General features: G+C 52.9%; 23 protein-coding genes and 2 tRNA genes. 11 read left to right on the plus strand and 14 right to left on the minus strand.

Annotated elements, in window-relative coordinates; all coding sequences use genetic code 11:
* Positions 1-11: 11 nt before the first annotated feature.
* Positions 12-839: a 2,3,4,5-tetrahydropyridine-2,6-dicarboxylate N-succinyltransferase gene (dapD, locus tag JG725_RS08495; RefSeq protein ID WP_172289618.1), complete on the plus strand. Its 828-nt coding sequence runs from the start codon at positions 12-14 to the stop codon at positions 837-839.
* 184 nt (positions 840-1,023) lie between these two features.
* Complete coding sequence (locus JG725_RS08500; protein WP_172289617.1) at positions 1,024-1,413, plus strand: DUF3461 family protein; 390 nt, start codon at positions 1,024-1,026, stop codon at positions 1,411-1,413.
* Between the two features lie 63 nt (positions 1,414-1,476).
* Here JG725_RS08500 and JG725_RS08505 read toward each other — a convergent pair whose 3' ends face one another.
* From JG725_RS08505 to syd, 4 genes are all read right to left on the minus strand, one after another.
* Positions 1,477-1,929: a flavodoxin gene (locus JG725_RS08505; RefSeq protein ID WP_172289616.1), complete on the minus strand. Its 453-nt coding sequence runs from the start codon at positions 1,927-1,929 to the stop codon at positions 1,477-1,479.
* 20 nt (positions 1,930-1,949) lie between these two features.
* Positions 1,950-2,738: a tRNA pseudouridine(65) synthase TruC gene (truC, locus tag JG725_RS08510; RefSeq protein ID WP_199377576.1), complete on the minus strand. Its 789-nt coding sequence runs from the start codon at positions 2,736-2,738 to the stop codon at positions 1,950-1,952.
* Positions 2,731-3,093 (minus strand): YqcC family protein, encoded by a 363-nt coding sequence (locus tag JG725_RS08515; protein ID WP_199377578.1) that lies wholly within the window; start codon positions 3,091-3,093, stop codon positions 2,731-2,733. Before JG725_RS08515 ends, truC begins: the two co-directional genes overlap by 8 nt.
* 662 nt (positions 3,094-3,755) lie before the next feature.
* Entirely contained in the window at positions 3,756-4,304 is a 549-nt protein-coding gene (gene syd, locus JG725_RS08520) for a SecY-interacting protein (protein ID WP_199377580.1), read from the minus strand.
* A gap of 71 nt (positions 4,305-4,375) precedes the next feature.
* On the opposite strand from syd, the gene queF reads away from it, so the two are divergent.
* From queF to xni, 3 genes are all read left to right on the plus strand, one after another.
* The gene (gene queF, locus JG725_RS08525; protein WP_199377582.1) at positions 4,376-5,224 is read left to right on the plus strand and encodes an NADPH-dependent 7-cyano-7-deazaguanine reductase QueF; all 849 of its coding nucleotides are present in this window, start codon (positions 4,376-4,378) and stop codon (positions 5,222-5,224) included.
* 132 nt (positions 5,225-5,356) lie between these two features.
* Positions 5,357-6,721: a nucleotide 5'-monophosphate nucleosidase PpnN gene (gene ppnN, locus JG725_RS08530; protein ID WP_172290017.1), complete on the plus strand. Its 1,365-nt coding sequence runs from the start codon at positions 5,357-5,359 to the stop codon at positions 6,719-6,721.
* 146 nt (positions 6,722-6,867) lie between these two features.
* Positions 6,868-7,632: a flap endonuclease Xni gene (gene xni, locus JG725_RS08535; RefSeq protein ID WP_199377584.1), complete on the plus strand. Its 765-nt coding sequence runs from the start codon at positions 6,868-6,870 to the stop codon at positions 7,630-7,632.
* Positions 7,633-7,737: 105 nt separating this feature from the next.
* Here xni and rlmM read toward each other — a convergent pair whose 3' ends face one another.
* The 4 genes from rlmM to JG725_RS08555 form a co-directional block, all read right to left on the minus strand.
* Positions 7,738-8,838 carry a 23S rRNA (cytidine(2498)-2'-O)-methyltransferase RlmM gene (gene rlmM, locus JG725_RS08540; RefSeq protein ID WP_199377586.1) on the minus strand — a complete coding sequence of 367 codons (1,101 nt, stop codon included), beginning with the start codon at positions 8,836-8,838 and terminating at the stop codon, positions 7,738-7,740.
* Positions 8,831-9,226, minus strand: coding sequence for a DUF423 domain-containing protein (locus JG725_RS08545; RefSeq protein ID WP_199377588.1), 396 nt, complete (start codon positions 9,224-9,226; stop codon positions 8,831-8,833). The genes rlmM and JG725_RS08545 overlap by 8 nt, the downstream gene beginning before the upstream one ends.
* A gap of 49 nt (positions 9,227-9,275) precedes the next feature.
* Positions 9,276-10,199: a transcriptional regulator GcvA gene (locus JG725_RS08550; RefSeq protein WP_172289608.1), complete on the minus strand. Its 924-nt coding sequence runs from the start codon at positions 10,197-10,199 to the stop codon at positions 9,276-9,278.
* A gap of 353 nt (positions 10,200-10,552) precedes the next feature.
* On the minus strand, positions 10,553-10,774 hold the full coding sequence (locus JG725_RS08555) for a YgdI/YgdR family lipoprotein (protein ID WP_172289607.1): 222 nt from the start codon (positions 10,772-10,774) through the stop codon (positions 10,553-10,555).
* A 184-nt stretch (positions 10,775-10,958) separates the two neighbouring features.
* On the opposite strand from JG725_RS08555, the gene csdA reads away from it, so the two are divergent.
* A complete protein-coding gene (csdA, locus tag JG725_RS08560) occupies positions 10,959-12,164 on the plus strand; it encodes a cysteine desulfurase CsdA (protein ID WP_199377590.1) in 1,206 nt (401 codons plus the stop codon).
* 15 nt (positions 12,165-12,179) lie between these two features.
* Positions 12,180-12,632 (plus strand): cysteine desulfurase sulfur acceptor subunit CsdE, encoded by a 453-nt coding sequence (gene csdE, locus JG725_RS08565; protein ID WP_199377593.1) that lies wholly within the window; start codon positions 12,180-12,182, stop codon positions 12,630-12,632.
* A gap of 28 nt (positions 12,633-12,660) precedes the next feature.
* Here csdE and tcdA read toward each other — a convergent pair whose 3' ends face one another.
* The 3 genes from tcdA to mltA all read right to left on the minus strand — a co-directional run bounded on the left by tcdA (position 12,661) and on the right by mltA (position 17,086).
* Entirely contained in the window at positions 12,661-13,473 is an 813-nt protein-coding gene (gene tcdA, locus JG725_RS08570; protein ID WP_199377595.1) for a tRNA cyclic N6-threonylcarbamoyladenosine(37) synthase TcdA, read from the minus strand.
* A gap of 49 nt (positions 13,474-13,522) precedes the next feature.
* Positions 13,523-15,781: a molybdopterin guanine dinucleotide-containing S/N-oxide reductase gene (locus JG725_RS08575; RefSeq protein ID WP_199377597.1), complete on the minus strand. Its 2,259-nt coding sequence runs from the start codon at positions 15,779-15,781 to the stop codon at positions 13,523-13,525.
* A 132-nt stretch (positions 15,782-15,913) separates the two neighbouring features.
* On the minus strand, positions 15,914-17,086 hold the full coding sequence (gene mltA / locus JG725_RS08580) for a murein transglycosylase A (protein WP_199377735.1): 1,173 nt from the start codon (positions 17,084-17,086) through the stop codon (positions 15,914-15,916).
* Positions 17,087-17,352: 266 nt separating this feature from the next.
* On the opposite strand from mltA, the gene JG725_RS08585 reads away from it, so the two are divergent.
* Positions 17,353-17,429, plus strand: a tRNA-Met gene (locus tag JG725_RS08585).
* Positions 17,430-17,475: 46 nt separating this feature from the next.
* A tRNA-Met gene (locus JG725_RS08590) sits at positions 17,476-17,552 on the plus strand.
* A gap of 100 nt (positions 17,553-17,652) precedes the next feature.
* On the opposite strand, the gene amiC is transcribed toward JG725_RS08590, so the two are convergent.
* A complete protein-coding gene (gene amiC / locus JG725_RS08595) occupies positions 17,653-18,894 on the minus strand; it encodes an N-acetylmuramoyl-L-alanine amidase AmiC (RefSeq protein ID WP_172289602.1) in 1,242 nt (413 codons plus the stop codon).
* A gap of 259 nt (positions 18,895-19,153) precedes the next feature.
* On the opposite strand from amiC, the gene argA reads away from it, so the two are divergent.
* Positions 19,154-20,482 carry an amino-acid N-acetyltransferase gene (argA, locus tag JG725_RS08600; protein WP_172289601.1) on the plus strand — a complete coding sequence of 443 codons (1,329 nt, stop codon included), beginning with the start codon at positions 19,154-19,156 and terminating at the stop codon, positions 20,480-20,482.
* Positions 20,483-20,635: 153 nt separating this feature from the next.
* On the opposite strand, the gene JG725_RS08605 is transcribed toward argA, so the two are convergent.
* Positions 20,636-21,949, minus strand: coding sequence for an MFS transporter (locus JG725_RS08605; protein WP_199377599.1), 1,314 nt, complete (start codon positions 21,947-21,949; stop codon positions 20,636-20,638).
* A gap of 99 nt (positions 21,950-22,048) precedes the next feature.
* Positions 22,049-23,245 carry an L-talarate/galactarate dehydratase gene (locus tag JG725_RS08610; protein ID WP_172289599.1) on the minus strand — a complete coding sequence of 399 codons (1,197 nt, stop codon included), beginning with the start codon at positions 23,243-23,245 and terminating at the stop codon, positions 22,049-22,051.
* Positions 23,246-23,583: 338 nt separating this feature from the next.
* Here JG725_RS08610 and JG725_RS08615 point away from each other — a divergent pair, with 338 nt between their 5' ends.
* A complete protein-coding gene (locus JG725_RS08615) occupies positions 23,584-24,606 on the plus strand; it encodes a LacI family DNA-binding transcriptional regulator (protein WP_199377601.1) in 1,023 nt (340 codons plus the stop codon).
* The last annotated feature ends 66 nt before the right edge of the window (positions 24,607-24,672 follow it).

Raw genomic sequence — 24,672 nt, forward strand, 5'->3', positions numbered from 1 at the left:
GAGAAAACAGGATGCATCAACAATTACAGAACGTTATCGAAACCGCCTTCGAACGCCGCGCCGAGATTACCCCGGCCAACGCGGACAGCGTCACGCGCGAGGCCGTCAATCAGGCCATCAGCCTGCTGGACAGCGGCGCGCTGCGCGTCGCGGAAAAAATCGACGGTCAGTGGGTCACTCATCAATGGCTGAAAAAAGCCGTGCTGCTCTCTTTCCGCATTAACGATAACCAGCTTATTGAAGGCGCGGAAACGCGCTATTACGACAAAGTGCCGATGAAATTCGCCGATTATGATGCTGAACGTTTCCAGCGCGAAGGTTTCCGCGTCGCGCCGCCGGCCAGCGTACGTAAAGGCGCATTTATCGCCCGCAATACCGTGCTTATGCCCTCTTATGTCAACATCGGCGCCTACGTCGACGAAGGCACCATGGTAGACACCTGGGTGACAGTCGGCTCCTGTGCGCAGATTGGTAAAAACGTCCACCTGTCCGGCGGCGTCGGCATCGGCGGCGTACTGGAACCCTTGCAGGCCAACCCCACCATCATCGAAGACAACTGCTTTATCGGCGCACGCTCCGAAGTGGTTGAAGGCGTGATCGTTGAGGAAGGTTCGGTCATCTCAATGGGCGTATTCATCAGCCAAAGCACCCGAATCTACGACCGTGAAACCGGTGAAAGCCACTATGGACGCGTACCTGCGGGTTCGGTGGTGGTGTCCGGCAACCTGCCGTCCAAAGATGGCAGCCATAGCCTGTACTGCGCCGTTATTGTCAAGAAAGTGGATGCGAAAACCCGCGGGAAAGTGGGTATTAATGAGTTATTACGCACCATCGACTAAACTGAATCTGGCGGGTTATCCAACCCGCCATTTTTATCGCCGACTCTCCCCAGCGTATTGCTGTACCCATCATATTGAATCGCGCCAGGAACACCCCGGCGTCAGGTAAGTGGGGTATGTCACAGATAAAGCAGGCTGCTTATCAGTATGATAATTGAACTATTTTAACATCAAAGGTGGCATTATGTATGACAATCTGAAAAGCCTGGGTATTACCAATCCGGATGATATTGATCGCTATAGCCTGCGCCAGGAAGCCAGTAACGACATCCTGAAAATATACTTTCGCAAGGACAAGGGCGAGTTTTTCGCCAAAAGCGTGAAGTTCAAATATCCGCGTCAGCGTAAAACCATCATGGCGGACAATTCCGGTCAGGGATACAAAGAGATCAATGAAATCAGCCCTAACCTACGTTATGTTATTGATGAGCTTGACCAAATCTGTCAGCACGAGCAGGTGGAAGTCGATTTAAAACGCAAAATTCTTGACGATCTGCGCCATCTGGAAGGCGTGGTCTCCAACAAGATCGCCGAGATCGAAGCCGATTTAGAAAAGCTGACCAAAAATCGCTGACCTCCTCTGCAATCACCACACAGTATAACGGGAGCCTTGGCGCTCCCGTGTTGTATTCACATCTTACTGTTCTATGGAATCCGCCCACTGTTCCACCCACGGGCAGGAAATCACTTCCGGTTCAGGGTGTTCAATGGCGTCAATATCCAGTACGTCGCCAATACGTTTTGCGCCGATTTCCTGCAACAACGCATCAAACTGATGACCGCCGCCGCAGAAATTCTCGTAGCTGCTGTCACCCAGAACAATCAATCCATAGCGCAGTTCCGGTTGATAGCCACCCTGCTCCCGCAAGGCCGCGTACAAGGGAGCAATGGAGTCAGGCAACTGCCCCTGCCCCGTCGTTGATGTCACCACCAGCACATAATGTTCACGGTAGTTCAGCCATGACTCCAGTGACGCATCCTCATAAACCCTGACCTCATGCCCGCGTTCTTTGAGGATATTTTCTGCTTCTTCGGCTACCAGCAATGCATTTCCGTAGACCGTGCCAACAAAAATACCAATCTGCGCCATGATTCTGACTCCCTTTTTATTTAATACCCGATGAAATACCCGCTATCCTGACCCGACGCAGCAGGAAACTCAACCCTTTCAAAGTCAGGGAGAATCCCCTGCCAGCCAAACTGCGACATCACCCCCTGCCAGGCCGCATCCCAACGCGCTTGCAGCGTCAGCATCCGGCCGCTTACCGGGTGAGGCAAGCTTAGTCGGCTGGCATGCAGCATGAGTCGGTCACAGGAAAAATGTGCATGCATCCCCCGATTTTGCCGCAGGTCGCCATGCGTACTGTCGCCAATAATCGGATGGCGAATATGCGACATATGACGCCGCAACTGGTGCTTGCGACCGGTTTGCGGCGTCAGCTCCAGTAAACTATAGCGTGATGTGGGGTAACGACCGATAGCCACCGGCATTTCAGCCTGTGCCAACGTCCGATAATGGCTTACCGCCGGTTGAGGCGCTTTATCCGGATTGGCAAATTTATCCGCGATTTTGTCCAGCTCTTCCGTCAACGCGTAATCAACCACGCCGTCATCCAAAACATAGCCTCGCACCACGGCATGATAGAGCTTCTGCATCTGATGCTGTTCAAGCTGCCTGGACAACCGGCGGGCGATTTCGCTGGAAAGCGCCAGTAAAAGCACGCCGGAGGTTGGTCGATCAAGACGATGAACGGTATAGACATGCCGACCGATTTGATCGCGCACCGTCTGCATAACAACAACTTTTTCTTTGCGATCCAGCCAGCTACGATGCACCAGCCACCCGGCAGGCTTATTTACCGCCACCAGATGCTCATCTTGATAAATGATCTCAAGCATGGCGGTTTTCATCCGATAGACGGTGACCCGGCTCATCTTTGTCAAACAAGGCATCAAGCTGCGCAATAACCATCAGAACCGGTTCTCTATCAGACGAGGCGCCTTCCAGCGCCTCTTCGAAATACGGCAACAAAGATAATTCAGCGGGTAGCGGCGCACCGCCGTCAAGCAGCGCATGCATACGCGGCAACAGCACCCACTGTAACCATTGCTCCGCCGTCATGGTGTCAATGCAGAAAGGTTCTACGCTGGCAAAAGCGGCGGCCTCCGGCGGTAATTCCTGCCAGAAAGGGCTGTCTCGTAATACACGTTCGATATCCAACAAAGACTGACGCACCTGATTCTCTAAACTCATGCGATTTCTCACGGCTTAAGCCTGTTGCAGTAGGCGGCGAAGCATACCATTGATATTAGTCTCGCCCAATATTCGCGTTTCGGTAAACAATTCGGCAAAAAAATGGGGGCACTGATTGCTCAGTACCCCCGGTTCGTTTTATAGCCATCCCGCTACACCTTTGCGTCCCTGCTCATCCGTGAAAACTTTTCCTGAGTGGTCTTCCTAACCGACTATCCCTGCTGGCGTCCTACTTTCGTCCTGACTGATCCATCCTGTATCATCCATGACTAAATTCCTTTAGGCTCCAGCCCCACCGACATTCCCGATCGGTTCTCAGTCTCCTTCCTGGAGGTGTCCCTCGCTTCTTCCTGAAAACGTCGTTCATTCGTCAAATAAACCTTGATGAACCCGCCATCATCTTTACCGACGATTACCGCTACATCCAATACAACCGGTTACTAATTTAAGTAATAAGATGTATTAATTGTTCGAATTCAGCAAGAGGCAAGCGACATAGTTTATCCGCTGCCTTTATGGCAAAAGAGAGAAAAAAACATTAACACACTAATTAATAATAGAAAAATTAAAATAAAAACCAAGCTCAATATGAAAGATACGAGATCTCTTACAGCAAGTGTAAGAGATCTCTCACATCACGAAAAGTGAAACATGATTAATCATTAGGACAGTAACGGACGAAGCTGGGAAAGAAACACTGCCAGCGTCGGCGCCAAAACTTGATGTTTTTTCGTCCCAAATTCTTCAAGAATGATCTGGCCGGAGACATTACACAGTGAAATCATCGTCATTTCAGAATCGGTCGTGGCTAAAAACAGCGTCGGAGGCAATTTAAGCCGTTTCTGCGTCAGCAGATGGCCGATCAGATTTTCCTGCATGCGGGAAAAATCCTCTTCGCTCCAGACCTGGAGCACAACACAGGAAACCGAGCCAAATTGCGCCGCCATATCGCCGGCATATTGCATGGTATAAAAAGCATGGATATCCGGGTGCAAGCTAATATCCAGCGCGCGCTCCACGCCATCCAGCGTCGCAGCGGGTAAAAATGGCTGCGGCAACCAGTAAACCGCATCATCCTTAGTGTCTGTAATACAAGGGGAAGGCACGCCGTATAAAGCCTCGCTGGCTGGCGCGCGCCCGGTTTCCTGCCGCCAGAACTCGACATAACGCCGGGTAAATGCCGTCAACGCCTGAGTTACCTCATGATCCATAATTTTTCTCATCATTCTATTAGTCGGGTTACACTAGTCATTATTGTATCTTCTTCTATCAAGGCAACAGCATGTCCGCTTACGACAAGCATCAAGCCCTGAGCGGGCTGACGCTGGGGAAACCCACTCCTTATCACGATCGCTACGATGCCGGTTTATTGCAGCCGGTTCCCCGTAGCCTGAACCGCGAACCGCTTGGCATCTTTCCGCCAGATCTGCCGTTTCATGGCGCGGATATCTGGACGCTTTATGAGCTTTCCTGGCTGAACAGAAATGGCGTTCCGCAAGTCGCTGTCGGTGAAATGCGTCTGGACGCCGACAGCCTGAACCTGGTTGAGTCCAAAAGTTTCAAACTTTACCTGAACAGCTTCAATCAAACCGTATTTGATAGTTGGGACGATGTACGCGCCACGTTAATAAACGATCTCGCCCGGTGCGCGCAAGGACAGGTCAGCATAACACTGTTTAAACTCAGCGAACTTGAGGGACAACCCATTGCCGCATTCAGCGGCGAATGTATCGACGATCAGGATATCCGGATCGACGACTACACCTTCAGCGCCGACTATCTGGCCGCGGGCAATCAAGACCAGACATGGACGGAAGAAACGCTGGTCAGCCACTTGCTTAAGTCTAACTGTCTGATCACCCATCAGCCGGACTGGGGCTCGGTGCAGATCCACTACCGCGGAAAACGCATTAATCGGGAGTCGCTGCTGCGCTATATCGTGTCATTCCGCCATCATAATGAGTTCCATGAACAGTGCGTAGAGCGAATTTTTAACGATCTGATGCGTTATTACCAGCCGGAAAAACTCAGCGTGTACGCCCGTTACACTCGCCGCGGCGGGCTGGATATTAATCCATGGCGCAGTAACTATCCTTTCACCGCGCCTGACGGACGATTGCCGCGTCAATAAATGCGTAGCGCTACGCAACTTCGGTTGCCCATCGCCATCATGATTGGAAAAAATGATGGGAGCGCGCTAAGGTGGACACAGATGAAAATAAGCGCTGAATCGACGGATTTTACTGCGATTAAAGGAGCAAAATTGATTACACATATCAGCCCGTTAGGGTCAATGGATTTGTTGTCACAGTTGGAAGTGGACATGCTGAAAAGCACCGCCAGCAGCGATCTTTACCGTTTGTTTCGTAACTGTTCCCTCGCCGTATTAAATTCCGGTAGCCAGACGGATAACAGCAAAGAGCTGCTTTCCCGTTATGAAAACTTCGATATTAACGTGCTGCGCCGTGAACGCGGCGTCAAACTGGAGTTGGTTAACCCTCCTGAAGAAGCATTTGTTGACGGTTATATTATCCGTTCGCTTCAGGCCAACCTGTTTGCCGTGCTGCGCGATATCCTGTTTGTGAATGGGCAAATCACCAGCGCGGGCCATTACCAGAATCTGGATCTGGAAAATTCCGCGCACATTACCAATATGGTTTTTTCTATTTTACGTAACGCCAGAGCGCTGCACGTGGGGGAAGAGCCTAATATGGTGGTGTGTTGGGGCGGTCACTCAATCAATGAAACCGAATATCTCTACGCGCGGAAAGTCGGCAGCCAGCTTGGCCTGCGCGAGCTGAACATCTGTACCGGCTGCGGCCCCGGCGCGATGGAAGCGCCGATGAAAGGCGCCGCGGTCGGACATGCCCAGCAGCGCTATAAAGACGGGCGCTTCATCGGCATGACCGAACCGTCCATCATTGCCGCTGAACCGCCTAACCCGCTGGTGAATGAATTGATCATCATGCCGGACATTGAAAAACGTCTGGAGGCCTTTGTACGCATCGGTCATGGCATCATCATTTTCCCCGGCGGAGTAGGAACGGCGGAAGAGTTCCTGTACCTGCTGGGTATTATGATGAACCCGGAAAACAGCGAGCAAGTATTGCCGATCATCCTCACCGGGCCGGAAGAAAGCGCCGATTATTTCCGCGTGCTGGATGAATTTATTATCGGCACTTTAGGACGTCAGGCTCGCCGCTACTATTCCATCATTATTAATGACGCGGCGGAAGTGGCGCGCCAGATGAAGAAATCGATGCCGTTGGTGAAGGAAAGCCGTCGTCATACCGGGGATGCGTATAGCTTTAACTGGTCGTTGCGCATCGCGCCAGACCTGCAAATGCCGTTCAACCCCAGCCATGAAAATATGGCCAACCTTAACCTGCATCCCGAGCAGCCCGCGGAAAAGCTTGCCGCCGCGCTACGTCGCGCTTTCTCCGGTATAGTTGCCGGCAACGTTAAGGAAATCGGTATCCAGGCCATCGAGCAGGAAGGGCCTTATAAGCTGCATGGGGATCCGCGGATGATGAAAAGTATGGATATATTGCTACAGGGTTTCGTTGCACAGCAGCGCATGAAACTCCCTGGCAGCGCTTACATTCCATGCTACGAAATCTGTGCCTGATGTTATGCATACCGGCTATTACGCGATGCTTGATATTACCGCGCATCGAATCGGTTAAACGCTATTCGATTAGGCGATTCGATACAGACCTCACGGGGAAGTAACCCTTCCCCGCACACACGGATGACCCTATCAGGAAACTGCCTATGCCTGTACATTTGCTGATTGTCGATGCGCTTAACCTGATACGTCGGATTCATGCGGTACAAGGCTCGCCCTGCGTCACCGCCTGTCAGCATGCATTAAATCAACTGCTGCAACATAGCCAGCCAACGCATGCTGTCGCGGTATTTGACGACGAAGACCGAAGCACCAGTTGGCGTCATCAGATTTTACCGGATTACAAAGCCGGACGAACGCCGATGCCGGACGATCTCAAAGGGGAACTGCCGCAGATTAAAGCGGCTTTTGCCTCAATGGGCGTTGCCAGTTGGCATTCACCGGGCAACGAAGCCGACGATCTGGCCGCCACGCTGGCGACCAAAGTGGCGGCCTCCGGATATCAGGCAACCATTGTTTCAACCGATAAAGGCTATTGCCAGCTATTGGCGCCGACGATCCAGATCCGTGATTACTTTCAGAAACGCTGGCTCGATTTGCCTTTTGTGCAGCAGGAGTTTGGCGTCTTGCCGCAACAGCTTGCCGATTACTGGGGATTGGCCGGCATCGGCAGCAGTAAGATCCCCGGCGTCAGCGGCATCGGCCCCAAAAGCGCCGTGCAGTTGTTGCAACAGGCCGGCAGTCTGGATGCGCTTTATCAGGATCTGACGAATGTGCCGGAAAAATGGCGGAACAAGCTTGAGCAACAGCGGGAAATGGCGTTTATCAGCCGAAAGGTGGCAACGCTCAGTACCGAGCTGACGCTGAACGGCAATCTGCAACAGTTGAGATTATCGCCGCAGCATCATTAAGCCCGGCTCTCTCGCCTTCTTTCTATCTTTAACCCGTCGCCTATACATACAGCGCTTTGCCGCTGCACGTATAGGAAATGATAATGATGGAAAGGCGGTGAAAAACTATCGCTCGTCGCGCCGACCCGGCACGGCGGCCCAGAATCGCCGTGCGTGTACCGTCACCTCTTCACGATCGTGATACAACTGTTTGGCATGCACCTCGGCATTAATACCGTTCTCAGCCAGACGCGCGTTAAGCAAAGCCAGATTCTGCGAGACTTCCTCATAACGCTTTTTCATCGGCAATTTCAGATTGAATATTGCTTCGCGGCACCAGCCTTTTACCAGCCAGTTGGCAATCAGACTGGTTACCTTGGCCGGTTTTTCCACCATGTCGCACACCAGCCAGTAAACGTTATTACGCGGCGGTTCAAAGCGGAAACCATCGGCCTGATGATGCATCACCTGCCCGGTGTCCATCAGACTTGGCGCCATCGGGCCATTATCCACGGCGTGAACCATCATGCTGCGTTTCACCAGTTGATAAGTCCAGCCGCCGGGACACGCGCCCAGATCAACCGCATACATACCGCTGCCGAGCCGTTCATCCCACTCATCCGCCGGGATAAACACGTGGAAAGCCTCTTCCAGCTTCAACGTCGAGCGGCTGGGCGCATCCGACGGGAACTTCAGGCGCGGGATCCCCATGTAAAACGGAGAGTTGTTGCTACTGTAAGAGTAACCGACATAACAGCAACCGGGCGCGATAAACAGCACATGCAGCACCGGTCGGTCGGCTTTCTCATATCCCAATAAAATCTTGTTCTCACGCAACGCCGCACGTAGAGGCACGGTAAATTTGCGGCAGAATTTCATCAGTTCCTTACTTTCATTGGTGTCCGGCACTTCAACACGCAATTCACCCGCGCGCTCGATAGCCCCCGTCAGCATCCCGACAATCGGCGTAATGCGATCTTCCGGCGGCAGATCGCGCAGCAGTTCGCCGCTGATGAACATCTGCCGGGCAAAAATCAACTCATGAAACGGCAGCTCTTTTATTAGTCGCTCCGCATCTTCATGCTGATAGCATTCAAAGATCACATAGCCGCTGTTCTCTTTTACTCTGGCAAAACCATAGGCGTTATGGTGCGTGGCTTTTTCCGTTATTTCCGCCGCACACTCTTTCTCAAATCCCGGGCGACAGTACAGAATCACTTTATTCATGGCGTTCAGCCTTTCTCTTCAGACGCAGTGCGCCAACCAACATTAATAACCACCCAACCAGAAAACAGAATCCACCAATCGGCGTGACATAAACCCAAAGCCTCAGAGGCGACAGGGCCAAACAGTACAGGCTACCGCAGAACAACACCGTCCCCAGGGCCAGAAAAACACTGCTCCAGTAGAACCACAGACTGCTGCGCTGATACATGACGATAGACAACGCCAGAATAGCCAGCGTATGAAACGCCTGATACTCCAGCCCGGTATGCAGCCAGGCGAGTTCGTTCTGGCCCAGCGTTTTGCTTAACACATGGCTGCCGAATGCCCCCAGCGCGACAAAAACAAAACCGCTGACGGCGGCAAACACCAGCATGAATCGACCATTCATCGTTTTATCCAATAGCGTCGTGTGTAAATCCGAGACGATGCGCTTCGCCTCAGCGCGTACCGTTATCATAACGAAAACGAAACTTTTCCTGCTCATTGGCCGCCCGAGCCAGGATCCAGTGTCGGAAAGCGGCTATTTTACCCAGTTCTGCCTGACTGTCATGACATACCAGATAAAAAGCATTTTTGCTGACCAAAACGTCATTAAACGGACACACCAGCCGACCGGCCTCGATTTCCGTCTGCGCCATAACATTATTTGCCAGCGCCACGCCCTGCCCGTGAATTGCCGCCTGAAGCACCATCGCGCTATGGCTGAAAATCGGCCCCTGCTGCACATTGATCTGCACGCCAAGCTGACGCGTGTAGGTCAGCCAGTCACGGCGCGAGGCGTCATGCAGCAACGTGTGCGCCGCTAGATCGTCCGGCGTTTTCAACGGATGGTTGCCGGTCAACAATACCGGCGAACAGACCGGCAACAGATATTCGGCGTACAACTTTTCCACCCGCAGCCCGGGCCAATTGCCACGGCCGTAAAAAATAGCCACATCCACATCGTCCGACAGGCGATCTTCATCCCGATCGACGGCCTGAATGCGCACATCGATACCGGGATATTCAGAGTTAAAGCTCGACAAACGGGGAACCAGCCAGTGAATGGCAAAGCTGGGCAGCAGACTGACCGTCAGCGCGCCCTTGGCGCTGCGCGACTGCAATTTACGGGTCGCTTCATTAAGTGAAGAGAAAATTTCTTTAATATCAAGATAATAACTTTGACCTTCTTCCGTCAGCAGCAAGGAGCGGTTACGGCGGCGAAACAGTTTAAGCCCCAGGAAATCCTCCAGTGACTTAATTTGATGACTCACCGCCGCCTGCGTAACGAACAACTCTTCCGCCGCTTTGGTGAAGCTCAGGTGACGGGCTGCCGCATCAAATACACGCAAAGAATTGAGCGGAGGTAGACGTTTTGACATAAATAAAATTCTTTTATTTACCGATAAATAACGCCTTCGACGCGCGGATTTATCTATTAGTTTTTATAATCCGAGCCATTATAATTTGTCCGTTGAGGATGTACCAGCAAATACCTATATTAGCGCGACTTCCTGAGCCGGAACGAAAAGTGCGGAGGGGTGACCTGAGGTGCTTTTGGCTTGTGGTTGTGATGTTGTGTTTGCTGTTTATTGTCTGCCTTTTCAGACGCGGTAGCGAGTCTACCTTATTTCACTTCCTGTACATTTACCCTGTCTGTCCATAGTGATTTTATATATAGCACCGCAAATCGCGGTGCTTTTTTTTATCTGCAATATCAAGCCGCCGACCATAACTACTTCGCTTCCACCATTTCCTTCACGTCAGCGCGGTTAATCTGCTGATTCTGCCCGTATGCGTCGGTATAACTGATCATACCGGTATCCGTATCAACTTTCGGTTTGCCATCGGCTACAATCGTGCGCCCGTCGTTGGTATGCAGGACGTAATTGCTCGAACAGGCCGCCAGAGAAAATGCCATAACAATCGCCGCCAAAATAGAAATTTTATTCTTCATAATCAACTCCAATTGAATTTAAATGTTCTTTAATTAGCCTTATACACAAGTAAACTCTAAAACTTAACACTTTAAAGCGTAGCAAGGTTTGTTGGTTTTTCCACAAAGTAACGTTAAGTATAGTCCTAAACTTGTTTCACCCGGGAAAATGGGACAGGATCTGACTCCCCAAAAGAGGATGACCATGACACCGTTTAACGCCACAACGTTTCGCCAGCAGTTTCCCGCGCTCAGGGATGGCGCCGTGTATCTGGACAGCGCGGCAACGGCCCTGAAGCCACAGACCGTGATCGACGCCGTGCAGCAGTTTTACAGCATGGGAAACGGTACGGTTCACCGCAGCCAACATCGGGCGGCTCAGGCGCTGACGCACCATTTCGAACAGACACGGGAACAGGTGGCGACGCTGCTTAATGCGGAAGATCCCCGCACCATCGTCTGGACTAAAGGCACGACGGAAGCGATCAATCTGGTCGCTCAAAGCTATGCCCGTCCGCGTCTGCAACCCGGCGACGAAATCGTCGTCAGCGAAGCGGAACACCACGCCAATTTAATCCCCTGGCTGATGGCGGCGGAACAGACTGGCGCGCGGGTGGTGAAACTGCCGGTCGGCGCGGATGGGTTGCCGGATATCGGGCGGCTTGCCGATTTACTGACGCCACGATCCCGATTGCTGGCGCTGGGCCACATGTCCAACGTCACCGGCGGTCTGCCCGATTTGGCGACAGCCATTCAGCTTGCTCATCAGTACGGCGCCGTGGTGATGGTCGATGGCGCGCAGGGAATGGCGCACTGTCCGCCCGATGTTCAGGCGTTGGATATCGATTTTTACGCTTTTTCCGCACACAAGCTGTATGCCCCCACCGGGCTCGGCGTGTTGTACGGCAAACCGGCGTTGCTGGAAAGGATGCTTCCGTGGCAGGGCGGCGGCAAAATGATGAGCCAGGTTTCCTTTGACGGCTTTACCCCGCAGGCGATCCCTTACCGGTTTGAAGCCGGTACGCCGCACATCGCCGGGGTACTTGGCCTTTCCGCGGCGCTGGATTGGCTGTCCCCGCAGGATTGGCATGGCGCGGAGCAGTATAGCCGGGATCTGGCCCGCCAGGCAGAATCTCAATTGGCGCAATTCCCGGGATTTCGCAGTTTCCGCCGTTCTGATTCCAGCCTGCTTTCTTTCACGTTTTCCGGCGTGCACCATAACGATCTGGTCACGCTGCTGGCCGAAAGCGGCATTGCCTTACGTGCCGGACACCATTGCGCACAGCCGCTGATGGCGGCGCTGGGAGTCAACGGCACGCTGCGCGCCTCGTTTGCGCCGTATAATAATGAGCAGGACGTTGCCTCGCTGGTCACGGCCATCGGTAATTCACTTGAATTACTGACCGATTAATCGATATGAAAAACCATGACTGATATTGCCGATACTCCCCACCCTTTCGGATCTCAGATTAACGCTGACGATCTGCAAATCCGTTTTGATGCCTGTCGTTCATGGGAAGAGCGCTACCGGCAGCTGATTTTATTAGCCAAACAGCTCCCTTCGCTGCCGGAAGCGCTGAAAGACGACGCCATTTCGCTGTCTGGCTGTGAAAACCGCGTCTGGCTGGGCTATCAGCGGCGGGAAGACGGCACATTGCATTTTTATGGCGACAGCGACGGCCGCATCGTGCGTGGCCTGCTGGCGGTGTTACTCACCGCCGCGGAAGGAAAAACCGCGGGCGAACTGCTTCAGGACGATCCGCTGGCGCTTTTCGATCGGCTGGGGCTACGCGCCCAACTCAGCGCCTCTCGCTCCAGCGGCTTAGCGGCGCTGGCCGCCAGAATTCGGGAGATAGCGGAACACGTTTGCGCGCAATAACCGAAACGGCCTGCCGCACCGCGTGAGGTTAACCCTGTGACTGGCGCGTCGCTTTCGCCATCATCTTCTTCAACACATGGGAAACGGCGACAAAACCAAAGGTCGCCGTCACCATGGTTGCCGCGCCGAAACCAGAAGCGCAGTCCATGCGCATTGCGCCTTCGGCGGTGCGGCGCGAGGCGCAGACGGAGCCGTCCGGCTGCGGATACACCAGCGGTTCGCTGGAAAATACGCAGTCAATGCCCAGTTTCCCTTTGCTGTTTTTCACCACGTTAAAATCATGTTTCAGCCGTTCACGCAGTTTGGCCGCCAGCGGATCCTGAATGGTTCTGGCCAGATCGGCCACGTCAATACGCGTCGGGTCAATTTGCCCGCCCGCCCCGCCGGTGGTGACCACCGGGATTTTATAGCGGCGGCAGTACGACAGCAGGGCCGCTTTCGGACGAACGCTATCAATGGCGTCAATCACATAGCTGAAATTGCGGTCAAGTAACTCCGCCACATTCTCTGCGCTGATGAAATCGTCCACGCAGGTGACCTTGCATTCCGGGTTAATGGCCAGAATACGTTCCGCCATCACCTCGGTTTTCGCCTGCCCGGTATGCTGGCGCAACGCATGGATCTGCCGGTTGGTATTGCTGACGCACACGTCATCCATATCAATCAGCGTGATGGCGCCAATACCGGTGCGGGCCAGCGCTTCCGCCGCCCAACTGCCCACGCCGCCGATGCCAATCACACAGATATGAGCCTGAGAAAACAGCGCCAGCGCCTGCTGACCATATAACCGCGCGGTGCCGCCGAAGCGCTGTAAATAGGCTTCGGAAAATTGCGTACTCATTAACAACCGACCTTTGACTCAGGGAAAATAAAAACGCCTCAGGATAGCGCTAAACCCGTACCACATCCACCAGACAGCTCATGGCGTTCGGCCCCTGAGTGAGTGAAGAGGTGCCGATATCCAGCGTCAGGACGTTCGCGTTGCCCGATTGTTCGACCGGGTGCCACTCTTTGCGCCCAAACCCCGGTTCAAACCAGGCGCCGGTGGACATAATCACCACGCCCGGCGTCACGCCGTCGGTGATCCGCACGCCGGCCAAAATACGGCCGCGATCGTTTCTGACTTCCACCTGTGAGCGGTCGGTAATCTCACGCGCCGCCGCATCCTGCGGATGCATATAGAGCGTTTCTTTACCTGCCGTTTTATTGGCCTCAACCTGCGGCGTCGCCGCCAGTTGGCTGTGCAGCCGATCGGAAGGCTGAATGGAAATAAAGTGCAGCGGCCATGTTTTGCTGGCGGGCGCACCCAGCCATTCAACCGGCGGCCGCCATTCAGGATGCGGCGCAAAGTCGGGGTAGTCGTAGCCGGCAATGGTCGAACTGAATAGCTCTATTTTGCCGCTTGGCGTTTGCAGCGCATGTTGCTGCGGGTCGCGGCGGAAATCTTCAAAGAATACGAACGGCTTTTCATCCATCGGGATCTCGACATGCCCATGGCGCCAGAATTCATCGAATGACGGCCACAATTGCCCGGCGTCGTTCTGTCTGGCTCGGCAATCCGCATACAGGGTTTCCAGCCATTGCCGCTCATTACGGTTTTGGGTGAACGTCTCCTGATAGCCCAGCCGTTCGGCCAGTTCGCTGAAAATATCGAAGTCATGACGCGCCTGGTGCTGCGGGGCAATCGCCTGATGCATGGCAAAAATAAAACGGTCGCGGGAAGAGCCGCCAATATCATTACGCTCCAGCGTCGTGGTCACCGGCAGCACGATATCCGCCATCTGCGCCGCCGGCGTCCAGACGATATCCTGAACGATGACCGTATCCGGCCGGCGCCAGCCTTCAACCAGCCGGTTCAACTGCTGGTGGTGGTGGAAAGGATTGCCCCCGGCCCAGTGAATCAAATGGATATCAGGATAGGTGTGAGTTTCCCCCTGAAAGGTGTACGGCTGCCCCGGATTCAGCAACATATCGGCGATACGCGCGACAGGGATCGCCCGTCCGGCATTCGCACAGGAGGGAGAAGCCGGGGCGGGCGTCGAAATACGTTCGTTGCCCACGCTGTTCATCGAACCATGTCCGAACGAAAAACCGCCGCCCGGTAAACCGACCTGCCCCAGCATGGATGAGAGCGCGATCATCATCCAATAAGGCTGCTCGCCGCGGTGCGCGCGCTGGACGGAATAGGAACAGGTGATAAAGCTGCGCACCCCGATCAACTGCCGCGCCAGGCGCTGGATACGTTGCGCCGGAATACCGGTGATGGCGCTGGCCCATTCCGGAGTTTTGGCAACCCCGTCGCCGCGCCCGTGCAGGTAATCCGTCAGTTGATCGTAGCCCACGCAGTAGCGTTGCAGAAAATCCTTATCGTCGGCGTTCAGCCGCTGGATTTCATAGCCCAGCGCCAGCATCAGCGCCACGTCGGTATTCGGGCGGATAGGGATCCACTCGGCGTTGACAAACTCAGGGCAGTCGTCACGCATCGGGCTGATGTTAATCACCGGAATGCCTTTTTCCACCAGCTTTTCCAGCGCGGGCTTAAGCGTATGATGCCCGGCGCCGCCGGAGGCGACCTGGGCGTTTTTCAGCGCCAAACCGCCGAAAGCGAGGAAAATATCGCAGTGTTCGGCAACGCTGCGCCACTCGGTCACTTTTCCGGTCAGGGGATGAAACGTGCCGATCACATAAGGCAGGAAAAACTGCGCCGCTCCCCAGCTGTAGTTGCCCAGTTGGTCGACCGCCCCGCCGCCGGAGAAATAGAAACGACGCACCTGCGAGCGCGCATGATGAAAACGCCCGGCGGAAGACCAGCCGTAAGAGCCGGCAAACAGCCCGTCGGCGCCATACCGATCGCGCACGCGGCGGTTCTCCGCGGCCACCAGATCCAGCGCCACATCCCAGTCAACCTCAACAAACGCTTCCTTACCCCGCAGCGTGCGATCGCTGTTCTCGCGTTTTTGCAGCCACGAACGGCGTACTGCGGGACGGCGGATGCGGCGTTCCGAATAGACCAACGGCACAATGGAGTCGAGCATGGCGGAGGGAGCCGGATCGTCCGCAAACGGCTCACAGCGGATCAATTTTCCGCCCTCAACAACCGCGGTAAACGCGCCCCAGTGTGCAAGGTGTGGATAACGCTTAATCGACATGACGACCTCGTGGTAAGTAGTTAGCGGACTATATAATAGCGTGGTTCCGCACCTTACCCAATCGCCGAAATCGCCAATGATTTATGCGTAATTCGAAATTGCTTATGCGTATTTCAACCTGTGGAACACGAATTAATTCAGTGGATTATTAACCAACAACGAGCCTGAACCAGGGGTCTTCATTGCCGGATTGCCCTGAGAAGCACTGAACAAAGTATTATCAGTTTGGGTGTTTTTCAGTACCCATACCCGCCCATAGTGGTTATAGAACCCCGCCGCATGACCCGCCTCATGCCCGATGCCCTGATAAATATCGAAGTGCTGGCCTTTAATCGCGCCGCCGACATCCAGCGCAATCATCACGCGCATTTCATACTTACCGGTGAATTTCCCTTCATTATCCAGCAAAGGCACCTCCGCCAGCAGTGCCGTACCCGGCGGGATCAGCGAACGATCCGACGCCACGGACGCTTTAGCCACCAGCGGCACCGCGCTGGCGCCTTTGACTGGCGCGGACATCATCGGTTTAAAGAATACAAAAGACGGATTCTGTTCCAGCAACTCCCGCACTTCATATTCGCTGCGCTGTTCCGCCCACTTGCGGATAGCCTGCATAGACATCTCTTCACGCGCCACCTCGCCACGGTCGATCAGCACCTTACCGATACTGCGATAGGCATGACCGTTTTTACCGGCATAACCAAAGAAAGTCAGCGGGCGACCGTCGCCAAAATCGATGTAGGCGCTGCCCTGCACCTCCATCATAAAGTTATCCACCAGTGAATTCGACCAGGCCAGAATCAGGCTGTCATCCAACGCCCCGGAATAGATAGCGGCGCGATCCGGCAAGCGGCGGTTTTTCTTGCCCCGTGACGGCATGGCGTAGAGCGGATGGCGAAACTCTCCCTGACGGGTATAGCGGGCTTGCAGCACCGGCGTGTAATAACCGGTGAATTGGACGTTGCCGAAGTTATCCACGCCTTCCATCTGCCAGGCGCTCAAGCCGAATTTGCTTAGCTCGCGGGTATCGGCGCCGGATATCATCCAGTTTTCTATCGCCTGAAAGGTATTGGTGTTGCGGGAGTATAGCCCCGGAGATGCCGCCCTGATTTCAGAGACCTGGGTGACAAAGTCGCGCGCATTGACCGGTTTCCCCTTGGCGCTCGGCTCATTCACCAGTTCCAGAGGCTGATTGAGGTGTCCGTCTTTATACTGCTGGCCCCGATCGGTCGGCCTGGACTGACACCCAGCCAAAATGGCGATCACCACGCCGGTCAGCACATATTTTCCCCAACATCCTTTCATCTTCGTTGCGCTCTCTTTTGACATCGACGGATTCACCGTCGAACGATAACAAACACCTATATAGAAAGAAACGACCCCGGATAAAAAATAGCACAGCCATGCCATTCAGGACGGCGAACGTCGTTTATCCACATGAAACCCCATGACATTGTGTATAAAAAACAATCTATTGGGTGGTAAATTCAGCACCCGTGCGGGTTATCCCGTATTTTTTACAGAAATAGGTTGCATAGAAGTTCATGGGGAGTATAGTGCGCATCCACGGACGCGGGGTGGAGCAGCCTGGTAGCTCGTCGGGCTCATAACCCGAAGGTCGTCGGTTCAAATCCGGCCCCCGCAACCAATTTGATGTGTGTAAACCATCAAAAGAAGTACGATATCAAGACGGACGCGGGGTGGAGCAGCCCGGTAGCTCGTCGGGCTCATAACCCGAAGGTCGTCGGTTCAAATCCGGCCCCCGCAACCAATTGATAATCAATAGCTGAACACCCTTAACGGGTGTTTTTTGCTTTCTGAGATACCCCATTCCGATCAACATTCATTTGCTACAGCCAACGCTGCCTTAGTTAGCGCCCCGAATGCGCGGCAAAATAGGCCTTGATACCGGTAAGAATAGATTCGGCTATCTGTTGCTGGAACTGACTGGTGCGTAATTTGCGTTCTTCTTCCAGATTACTGATAAATGCCGTTTCCACCAGAACAGAGGGGATATCAGGGGCTTTCAGCACCGCAAACCCGGCCTGATCGACGCTATTTTTATGCAGACGATTCACCTTGCCCAGCCGGGTCAATATTTCCTTGCCGAACTTCAGACTGTCGTTAATGGTAACGGTCTGCACCAGGTCAAACATGGTATGGTCGAGATAGCGATCGCCGCTCATGCTCACCCCGCCGATTAAATCCGATTCGTTCTGCGTCTGCGCCAGAAAGCTTGCCGCGGTGCTGGTCGCGCCTTTTTTGGACAGCGCGAATACCGACGATCCCCTTGCCGCGCGATTGGTAAACGCATCCGCATGAATAGAGATAAACAGGTCGGCCCGCTGCTTGCGCGCTTTCGCCACCCGCACGCGCAACGGGATAAATACATCTTCATTGCGGGTCATATACGCTTTCATATTGGGTTCACGATCGATCAAGGCGCGCAGGCGGCGGGCTATCTGCAACACAATATCTTTCTCGCGCGTTTTGTTTTTACCAATCGCGCCGGGATCTTCACCGCCGTGGCCGGGATCAAGCATAATGACCAGCGGACGATCGCGCCCGGCTTTCCCGGCTTGCGGCGCCTCCGCCGGCAGCGTGCGCTCCAGATCGCCCTTATTGTAATCCTCCAACAGCGCCAGCAACGGGTCGTCTTCGTTGTCATAACGTCCTGGCAGCGGATAGAGATCCATCACCAGACGGTGTTTGAATTCCGCGACCGGGCTCAGCGTAAACAGCTTGGCATCCGTTCCCTGCTTTAATTCCAACACCAAACGCACCGTATTTTTATCAAACTGGCCGATTCTGGCATTTTTAATCAGCGGATCGTTTTGCTGAAACTGACTGGAAATATTCTTCAGGACGTTATTAAGGTGGATATTTTCAATGTCCACCACGATGCGATCCGGATTGCTAAGGGTGAACTGCTTGTACTTAAGCGAATGATTTGATTCCAGCGTGACGCGGGTATAAGAAGAAGAAGGCCAGACGCGCACGGCAATCACCTGCGCGACCGCGGCCATCCCGACACCGCTCACACTTAACAGCCAGGTTGCCGCAGCGCTTTGTAACAGGCGCCGCCGAGTCAGATTGTGATTCGAATGAGACATGCAACTCCGGTCTGATTACTGTGTTATTGCCAGGCACTGAGCGTAGGGATAAGAAAATTTTCAAAAACTTTAACCAATCTCCTCTCCCGTGTCATGCAAAAATCATTTTTATGCTTTACCGACGGTATCTTTCAGGCACAAAAGGGATAAATTCTTAATTTACCCTTCCGGTCTTTCAGCGATGACTTACCCCTTGCGTTTTTCCCCATAAAGAATAAAAATACAAAAATTACGAATAAAAATTCAAACAGGAGTCCCAGTGAAGGAGCGTAGTACAGAACTGGTGGAAGGCTTCCGCCACTCGGTTCCCTATATCAATGCCCATCGCGGCAAAACCTTTGTCATCATGCTGGGCGGCGAAGCCATTGAGCATGAAAACTTCGCCAGCATCATTAACGATATCGGGCTGCTGCACAGCCTGGGGATTAAGCTGGTGGTGGTTTATGGCGCCCGCCCGCAGATTGACAGCAACCTGACCACCCATCACTACGAGCCGCATTACCACAAAAATATCCGCATCACGGACAGAACCACGCTGGAGCTGGTTAAACAAGCCGCCGGGATGTTGCAGTTGGATATCACCGCCCGGTTGTCGATGAGTTTGAATAATACGCCGCTACAGGGCGCGCACATCAACGTCGTCAGCGGCAACTTTATTATCGCCCAGCCGCTTGGCGTGGATGACGGCGTGGACTACTGCCACAGCGGACGCATTCGTCGTATCGACGAAGAAGCCTTGCACCGCCAGTTGAATAGCGGCGCGATTGTCCTGCTGGGGCCGGTCGCGGTTTCCGTCACCGGGGAAAGCTTCAACCTGACCTCGGAAGAAGTCGCCACCCAGTTGGCGATCAAGCTGAAAGCCGAGAAAATGATCGGTTTCTGCTCTTCACAGGGCGTGATCAACGAAGAAGGCAACATCATTTCCGAGCTGTTTCCGGACGACGCCCAACGGCGCATCGAAACGCTGGAAGAACAGGGCGATTACCAATCCGGTACGGTCAGATTCCTGCGCGGAGCAGTGAAAGCCTGCCGCAGCGGCGTACGCCGCAGCCATTTGATCAGCTATCAGGATGATGGCGCGCTGCTTCAGGAACTGTTCTCCCGCGACGGGATTGGCACGCAAATCGTAATGGAAAGCGCCGAACAGGTACGCAGGGCGACGATTAACGACATCGGCGGCATTCTGGAGCTGATCCGCCCGCTGGAACAGCAGGGCATTCTGGTCAGGCGTTCCCGTGAACAGTTGGAAATGGAAATCGATAAGTTTACCGTGGTGGTGCGGGATAATCTGACCATTGCCTGCGCGGCGCTTTATCCTTTCCCGGAAGAGAACATCGGTGAGATGGCCTGCGTCGCGGTGCATCCGGACTATCGTAGCTCCTCGCGCGGCGACATGCTGCTACAGCGAATCGCGGCCCAGGCTCGCCAGCAAGGACTGAAAAAACTGTTCGTCCTGACCACCCACAGTATTCACTGGTTCCAGGAGCGCGGATTTTTACTCGCTGAAGTGGAAATGCTGCCGAAGAGAAAGCAGGAGCTGTACAACTATCATCGCCGTTCAAAAATCCTGGTTCTGGATCTGGCCTGAGCCCTGGCGATGCGAGAACGGTCGGAATACGTAGCGGCCTGGCTATTACGATAGGGTAAGTCTACTTTCGACAATATAAAAAAATGCTGTTCCGGGAAGGGGTTAAATATTCCGGAACAGCAAAAAGTGTAGCCAAATTACCCAATATCTGCGTTATTCCCCCCTGGGAGGCTCAATCCGGATACGCTCCAATGGCCCGACGATAAATACATAAGAAATAAGCCCAATTACGCCCATCGATCCCACATACAAAATGGCATAATCAAACGATTGAGTGGCGGACAAAATAAAGCCAATCACTAACGGCGTAACGATGCTGGCCAGATTGCCGCACATGTTAAAAACCCCGCCGGCTATTCCCAGAATTTCTTTAGGTGAGGTGTCGCTTAATACACACCACCCCAGATTGCCGAAACCTTTGGCAAAGAAAGCCAGGCTCATTGCCGCAATAACCACCACCTCCGACCCGGTGTAATTAGCGGCGACGATAGAGCAAGAGAGCAACATGCCGCAGATAATCGGGAGTTTGCGTGATATTGTCAGACTATAGCCGCGCCGAAGCAGATAATCTGAAAAAACACCGCCCATGAGTCCGCCAATAAATCCGGCGATAGCGGGCACAGAGGCAACCAGACCGACTTTCAGTATCGACATCCCTTTCGCCTGATATAAATAAGTCGGAAACCAGGTAAGAAAAAACCAGGTTATTGAAGTAACACAAAACTGGCCGATATAAACGCCAATCATCATGCGATTAACGCAAACCACTTTAATTTGTGAGAAACTGATTTTGTTTTTCTTAGCACTGCTGCCTAAATGAGGTTCTCCGCCGCCAGAACGAATATAGTCAATTTCCTCCTGATTAATGCGTTTATGCCTGAAGGGTTCCTGAACGTAGATAAACCAAAAGCCGCCCAATACAACCCCGATAGCGCCAATATAATAAAATACATAGTGCCAGCTCAGGTTATGTAAAATAACCGTCATCAATGGCGTAACGATACCTAAAGAAATATATTGTGCAGCTTGATAAACAGAGGTAACGAATCCCCTTTCGTTATTGGGAAACCATTGTACGCTAAGGCGACTATTGGCCGGGAACGCCGGAGCCTCGATAGCCCCCATCATTAACCGCAGTATAATCAAAACGATAAGCGGGGATGCAAAAAGATAAATGGTTCCCTGAAACATCGTGACAATGGACCAGGCGATTAACGCACAACCATACACTAAGCGCGATCCAAATTTATCCAGTAATAATCCCCCTGGAATTTGCATAATAACGTAGGAAATGCCAAAAGCGGAAAAAGCCAGCCCCATGACTTCCGGATCAAAACCTAACTCTTTACTCATAAATGGAGCAACAACTGAAAGCGTCGCCCGGTCTGCATAATTAAAAACAGTTGCCAGAAAAAGAAATAATAGAATTACATACCGGACATTCGTCCGCTTTTTTAATGTATTCATGACAGACAACTCCTGTTAATAAGGGTTGCATTTAATTGGATTTGTAGGGATACAGATAAAAACCGTGACTGATGGCATAAAGATCAGTCACGGCGTTCATCAGGGACGTTTACCAAACTCGCACGCCAGCGTGGTCCATTTTCGAGCTTGTTCACTGAGGGTAAATCCAAGCCCAAGGCGTTCAGAAACCCACATACGGCCATCACGCAGCTCAAGCTGTTCGTTAAAGAGCGGGTTTAGCCATTCGAAATGTTCAAGCCAGGGTTCGATAGGATAGGCGGCAGCCAAATGCAAATGGACTTCCATCGCAAAATGGGGGGCCAGTTTACGACCATGCTTCGCAGCCAGATCCATGATTTTCAAAAAAGGCGAAATCCCGCCAACACGCGGGGCATCGGGCTGTACAAAATCGCTGGCGTTGCCGAGGATCAGCTGTTCATGCTCCCGAAAACTGGTCAACATCTCACCGGTTGCAATAGGTGTATCAAGGGCTGAAGTCAGTGCGGCGTGCCCTTCCACATCGTAGGCATCAAGAGGTTCTTCAATCCAGACAAGATTGAATGCTTCCATCTTGCGCCCCATGCGAATTGCCGTTTCACGATCCCATTGTTGATTGGCATCCACCATCAGCGGGAATTCATCCCCCAAGGCCTCACGCACCGCAGTGAGGCGGCGAATGTCTTCTTCAGTGTTGGGCTGCCCCACCTTCAGTTTTATTCCGCCAATGCCGCTTTCACGTGAAATAACCACATTTTTTAAAACCTGCTCCAGCGGCGTATGCAGGAACCCGCCGGAGGTGTTATAGCACTGCACGGAATCACGATGCGATCCCAGCAGTTTCGCCAGCGGCAAACCGGCGCGTTTGGATTTCATATCCCACAGCGCAATATCGATTGGGGAAATAGCCTGCACAGCCATGCCGCTACGTCCAACAGAGGCCCCGGCCCACAGCAGTTTGGTATAGATTTTGTCAATATCGCTGGGATCTTCGCCAATCAGGTTATCAGCGATTTCTTTGGCATGGGCATAGATACCTTGCCCTCCGGCACGTTTTGAGTAACTGAACCCCACCCCTTCAAAACCATCCCGACTGCGAATTTCAGCAAAAATAATCGCGACTTCGGTGAGCGGCTTTTGTCGGCCAGTAAGCACTTTTGCATCGCTGACGGGCGTTGCCAGAGGTAAAAAGGCCAACGAGATTTTCACCCATACGATCCGATCCCCTGAATCAGCAGCGGTTCTGGCATTGGTGACGTTGGCGTAGCTTACGGCATCTGAGTTAGCACTGATGGTCATCTTTCATCTCCAATAAAATGATTGCGCAATCATTAATAAACCCGATATAAAGACATGACCATGAAAAGTGCTTAATCTTGCAAAATAGATCACAAAATAATCGATAAAAACAAAAAATCGCCCATGAAAAAATAAAATATGTTTGCGCAATCATTAAGGGAAATATTTTTTCAGAGAGCCTATCCTCCGAGCTTCAGCAGGAAATGACGGGACAGACGAAGAGAGTGATCCTGATACGGTAAGTCTCTGTCCAATGGATAGATGACTGGAAAATAAGCGCACCATCAACGATAATCCGACGGACATGAGGTCAGATGTCTTACAAAAGGGAGCCTTGATTGAAAAGCGGTAAAAATACCGGCAATAGCCAGCAACGCCCCCCGACGCTGGAAGACGTGGCTCGTGCGGCAGGACTGTCGCCAATGACAGTCAGCAGAGCGCTGAACAATCCCCAAATTGTCCGGCCGGAAACCATAGGCAAAGTGATGGAAGCCGTTCGAGCCACTGGCTATATACCCAATATGTTAGCGGGTGGTTTAGCGTCCAAACGCAGCAAGCTTATTGCTGTCGTCGTCCCTCAGATAAATAACAACATGTTCGTTGATACCGTGCAGGCGATTAGCGACGAGCTTGCGGTACGTGGTTATCACATGTTGTTGTGCGTCGCAGGATACACGCACGAATCTGAAACCGATATTGTGGCGACCATTCTTTCTCGTCGTCCGGACGGCATTGTCCTCACCGGAATTCACCACTCTTCGGAGTTAAAGAAAATTATCCTCAACGCCAGTATTCCGGTGGTGGAAATCTGGGATCTGACCCCGACACCGCTTGATATGCTGGTCGGTTTTTCTCATGAAAGAATAGGCAATTCCATCGCTCAGTATTTACTGATCAAAGGCTACTTGCGACTCGGCCTGCTCTGGACAGAAGACAGACGAGCCGGACAGCGTAAGAAAGGAATTCATGAGATTATGCAAGCGCAGCCAGGCTGCCATATCAGCGAAACATCAGTCCCTTTACCCGCGACCTTAGCCCTGGGACGTCGCGGATTAAGCAATCTTCTTGCCGATGGCGGCAGATTCGATGCCATCATCTGTAGTTCCGATACTCTGGCGCAAGGCGCCATTATGGAAGCCGGCGTAAGAGGATTGAGCGTGCCGGATAAACTGGCGGTGATTGGATTTGGCGACCTTGATTTTGCGTCGCACAATACGCCTTCGATCACCACAATCAGAATTGATCGCTGGAAAATAGGTAAAGACGCCGCCGCGATGCTGGCAGAAAAAATCGAGGGGAAAAACGTTACGGAACCCATCGTGGATATTGGTTTTTCACTGATTGAACGTGAATCCGCCTGATAAACGCTATCCGGATTACCCCCGCCGCGACGAAGCCCACGGATAGGCTGAGCAACGCAGCCAACG

It is taken from the genome of Brenneria sp. L3-3C-1 (genome assembly GCF_016456245.1).
Taxonomy (GTDB): domain Bacteria; phylum Pseudomonadota; class Gammaproteobacteria; order Enterobacterales; family Enterobacteriaceae; genus Brenneria.

What these genes read in the sequence shown, in the direction of transcription:
- csdA (WP_199377590.1), top strand. Translation starts at nt 10,959, where the DNA reads ATGACACCGTTTAACGCCACAACGTTTCGCCAGCAGTTTCCCGCGCTC.
- JG725_RS08545 (WP_199377588.1), bottom strand. Translation starts at nt 9,226, where the DNA reads ATGAATGGTCGATTCATGCTGGTGTTTGCCGCCGTCAGCGGTTTTGTT.
- JG725_RS08505 (WP_172289616.1), bottom strand. Translation starts at nt 1,929, where the DNA reads ATGGCGCAGATTGGTATTTTTGTTGGCACGGTCTACGGAAATGCATTG.
- queF (WP_199377582.1), top strand. Translation starts at nt 4,376, where the DNA reads ATGTCCGCTTACGACAAGCATCAAGCCCTGAGCGGGCTGACGCTGGGG.
- JG725_RS08605 (WP_199377599.1), bottom strand. Translation starts at nt 21,949, where the DNA reads ATGAATACATTAAAAAAGCGGACGAATGTCCGGTATGTAATTCTATTA.
- JG725_RS08515 (WP_199377578.1), bottom strand. Translation starts at nt 3,093, where the DNA reads ATGAGTTTAGAGAATCAGGTGCGTCAGTCTTTGTTGGATATCGAACGT.
- amiC (WP_172289602.1), bottom strand. Translation starts at nt 18,894, where the DNA reads ATGTCTCATTCGAATCACAATCTGACTCGGCGGCGCCTGTTACAAAGC.
- rlmM (WP_199377586.1), bottom strand. Translation starts at nt 8,838, where the DNA reads ATGAATAAAGTGATTCTGTACTGTCGCCCGGGATTTGAGAAAGAGTGT.
- JG725_RS08500 (WP_172289617.1), top strand. Translation starts at nt 1,024, where the DNA reads ATGTATGACAATCTGAAAAGCCTGGGTATTACCAATCCGGATGATATT.
- JG725_RS08550 (WP_172289608.1), bottom strand. Translation starts at nt 10,199, where the DNA reads ATGTCAAAACGTCTACCTCCGCTCAATTCTTTGCGTGTATTTGATGCG.
- syd (WP_199377580.1), bottom strand. Translation starts at nt 4,304, where the DNA reads ATGGATCATGAGGTAACTCAGGCGTTGACGGCATTTACCCGGCGTTAT.
- truC (WP_199377576.1), bottom strand. Translation starts at nt 2,738, where the DNA reads ATGCTTGAGATCATTTATCAAGATGAGCATCTGGTGGCGGTAAATAAG.
- JG725_RS08555 (WP_172289607.1), bottom strand. Translation starts at nt 10,774, where the DNA reads ATGAAGAATAAAATTTCTATTTTGGCGGCGATTGTTATGGCATTTTCT.
- dapD (WP_172289618.1), top strand. Translation starts at nt 12, where the DNA reads ATGCATCAACAATTACAGAACGTTATCGAAACCGCCTTCGAACGCCGC.
- JG725_RS08610 (WP_172289599.1), bottom strand. Translation starts at nt 23,245, where the DNA reads ATGACCATCAGTGCTAACTCAGATGCCGTAAGCTACGCCAACGTCACC.
- tcdA (WP_199377595.1), bottom strand. Translation starts at nt 13,473, where the DNA reads ATGAGTACGCAATTTTCCGAAGCCTATTTACAGCGCTTCGGCGGCACC.
- xni (WP_199377584.1), top strand. Translation starts at nt 6,868, where the DNA reads ATGCCTGTACATTTGCTGATTGTCGATGCGCTTAACCTGATACGTCGG.
- csdE (WP_199377593.1), top strand. Translation starts at nt 12,180, where the DNA reads ATGACTGATATTGCCGATACTCCCCACCCTTTCGGATCTCAGATTAAC.
- JG725_RS08575 (WP_199377597.1), bottom strand. Translation starts at nt 15,781, where the DNA reads ATGTCGATTAAGCGTTATCCACACCTTGCACACTGGGGCGCGTTTACC.
- mltA (WP_199377735.1), bottom strand. Translation starts at nt 17,086, where the DNA reads ATGAAAGGATGTTGGGGAAAATATGTGCTGACCGGCGTGGTGATCGCC.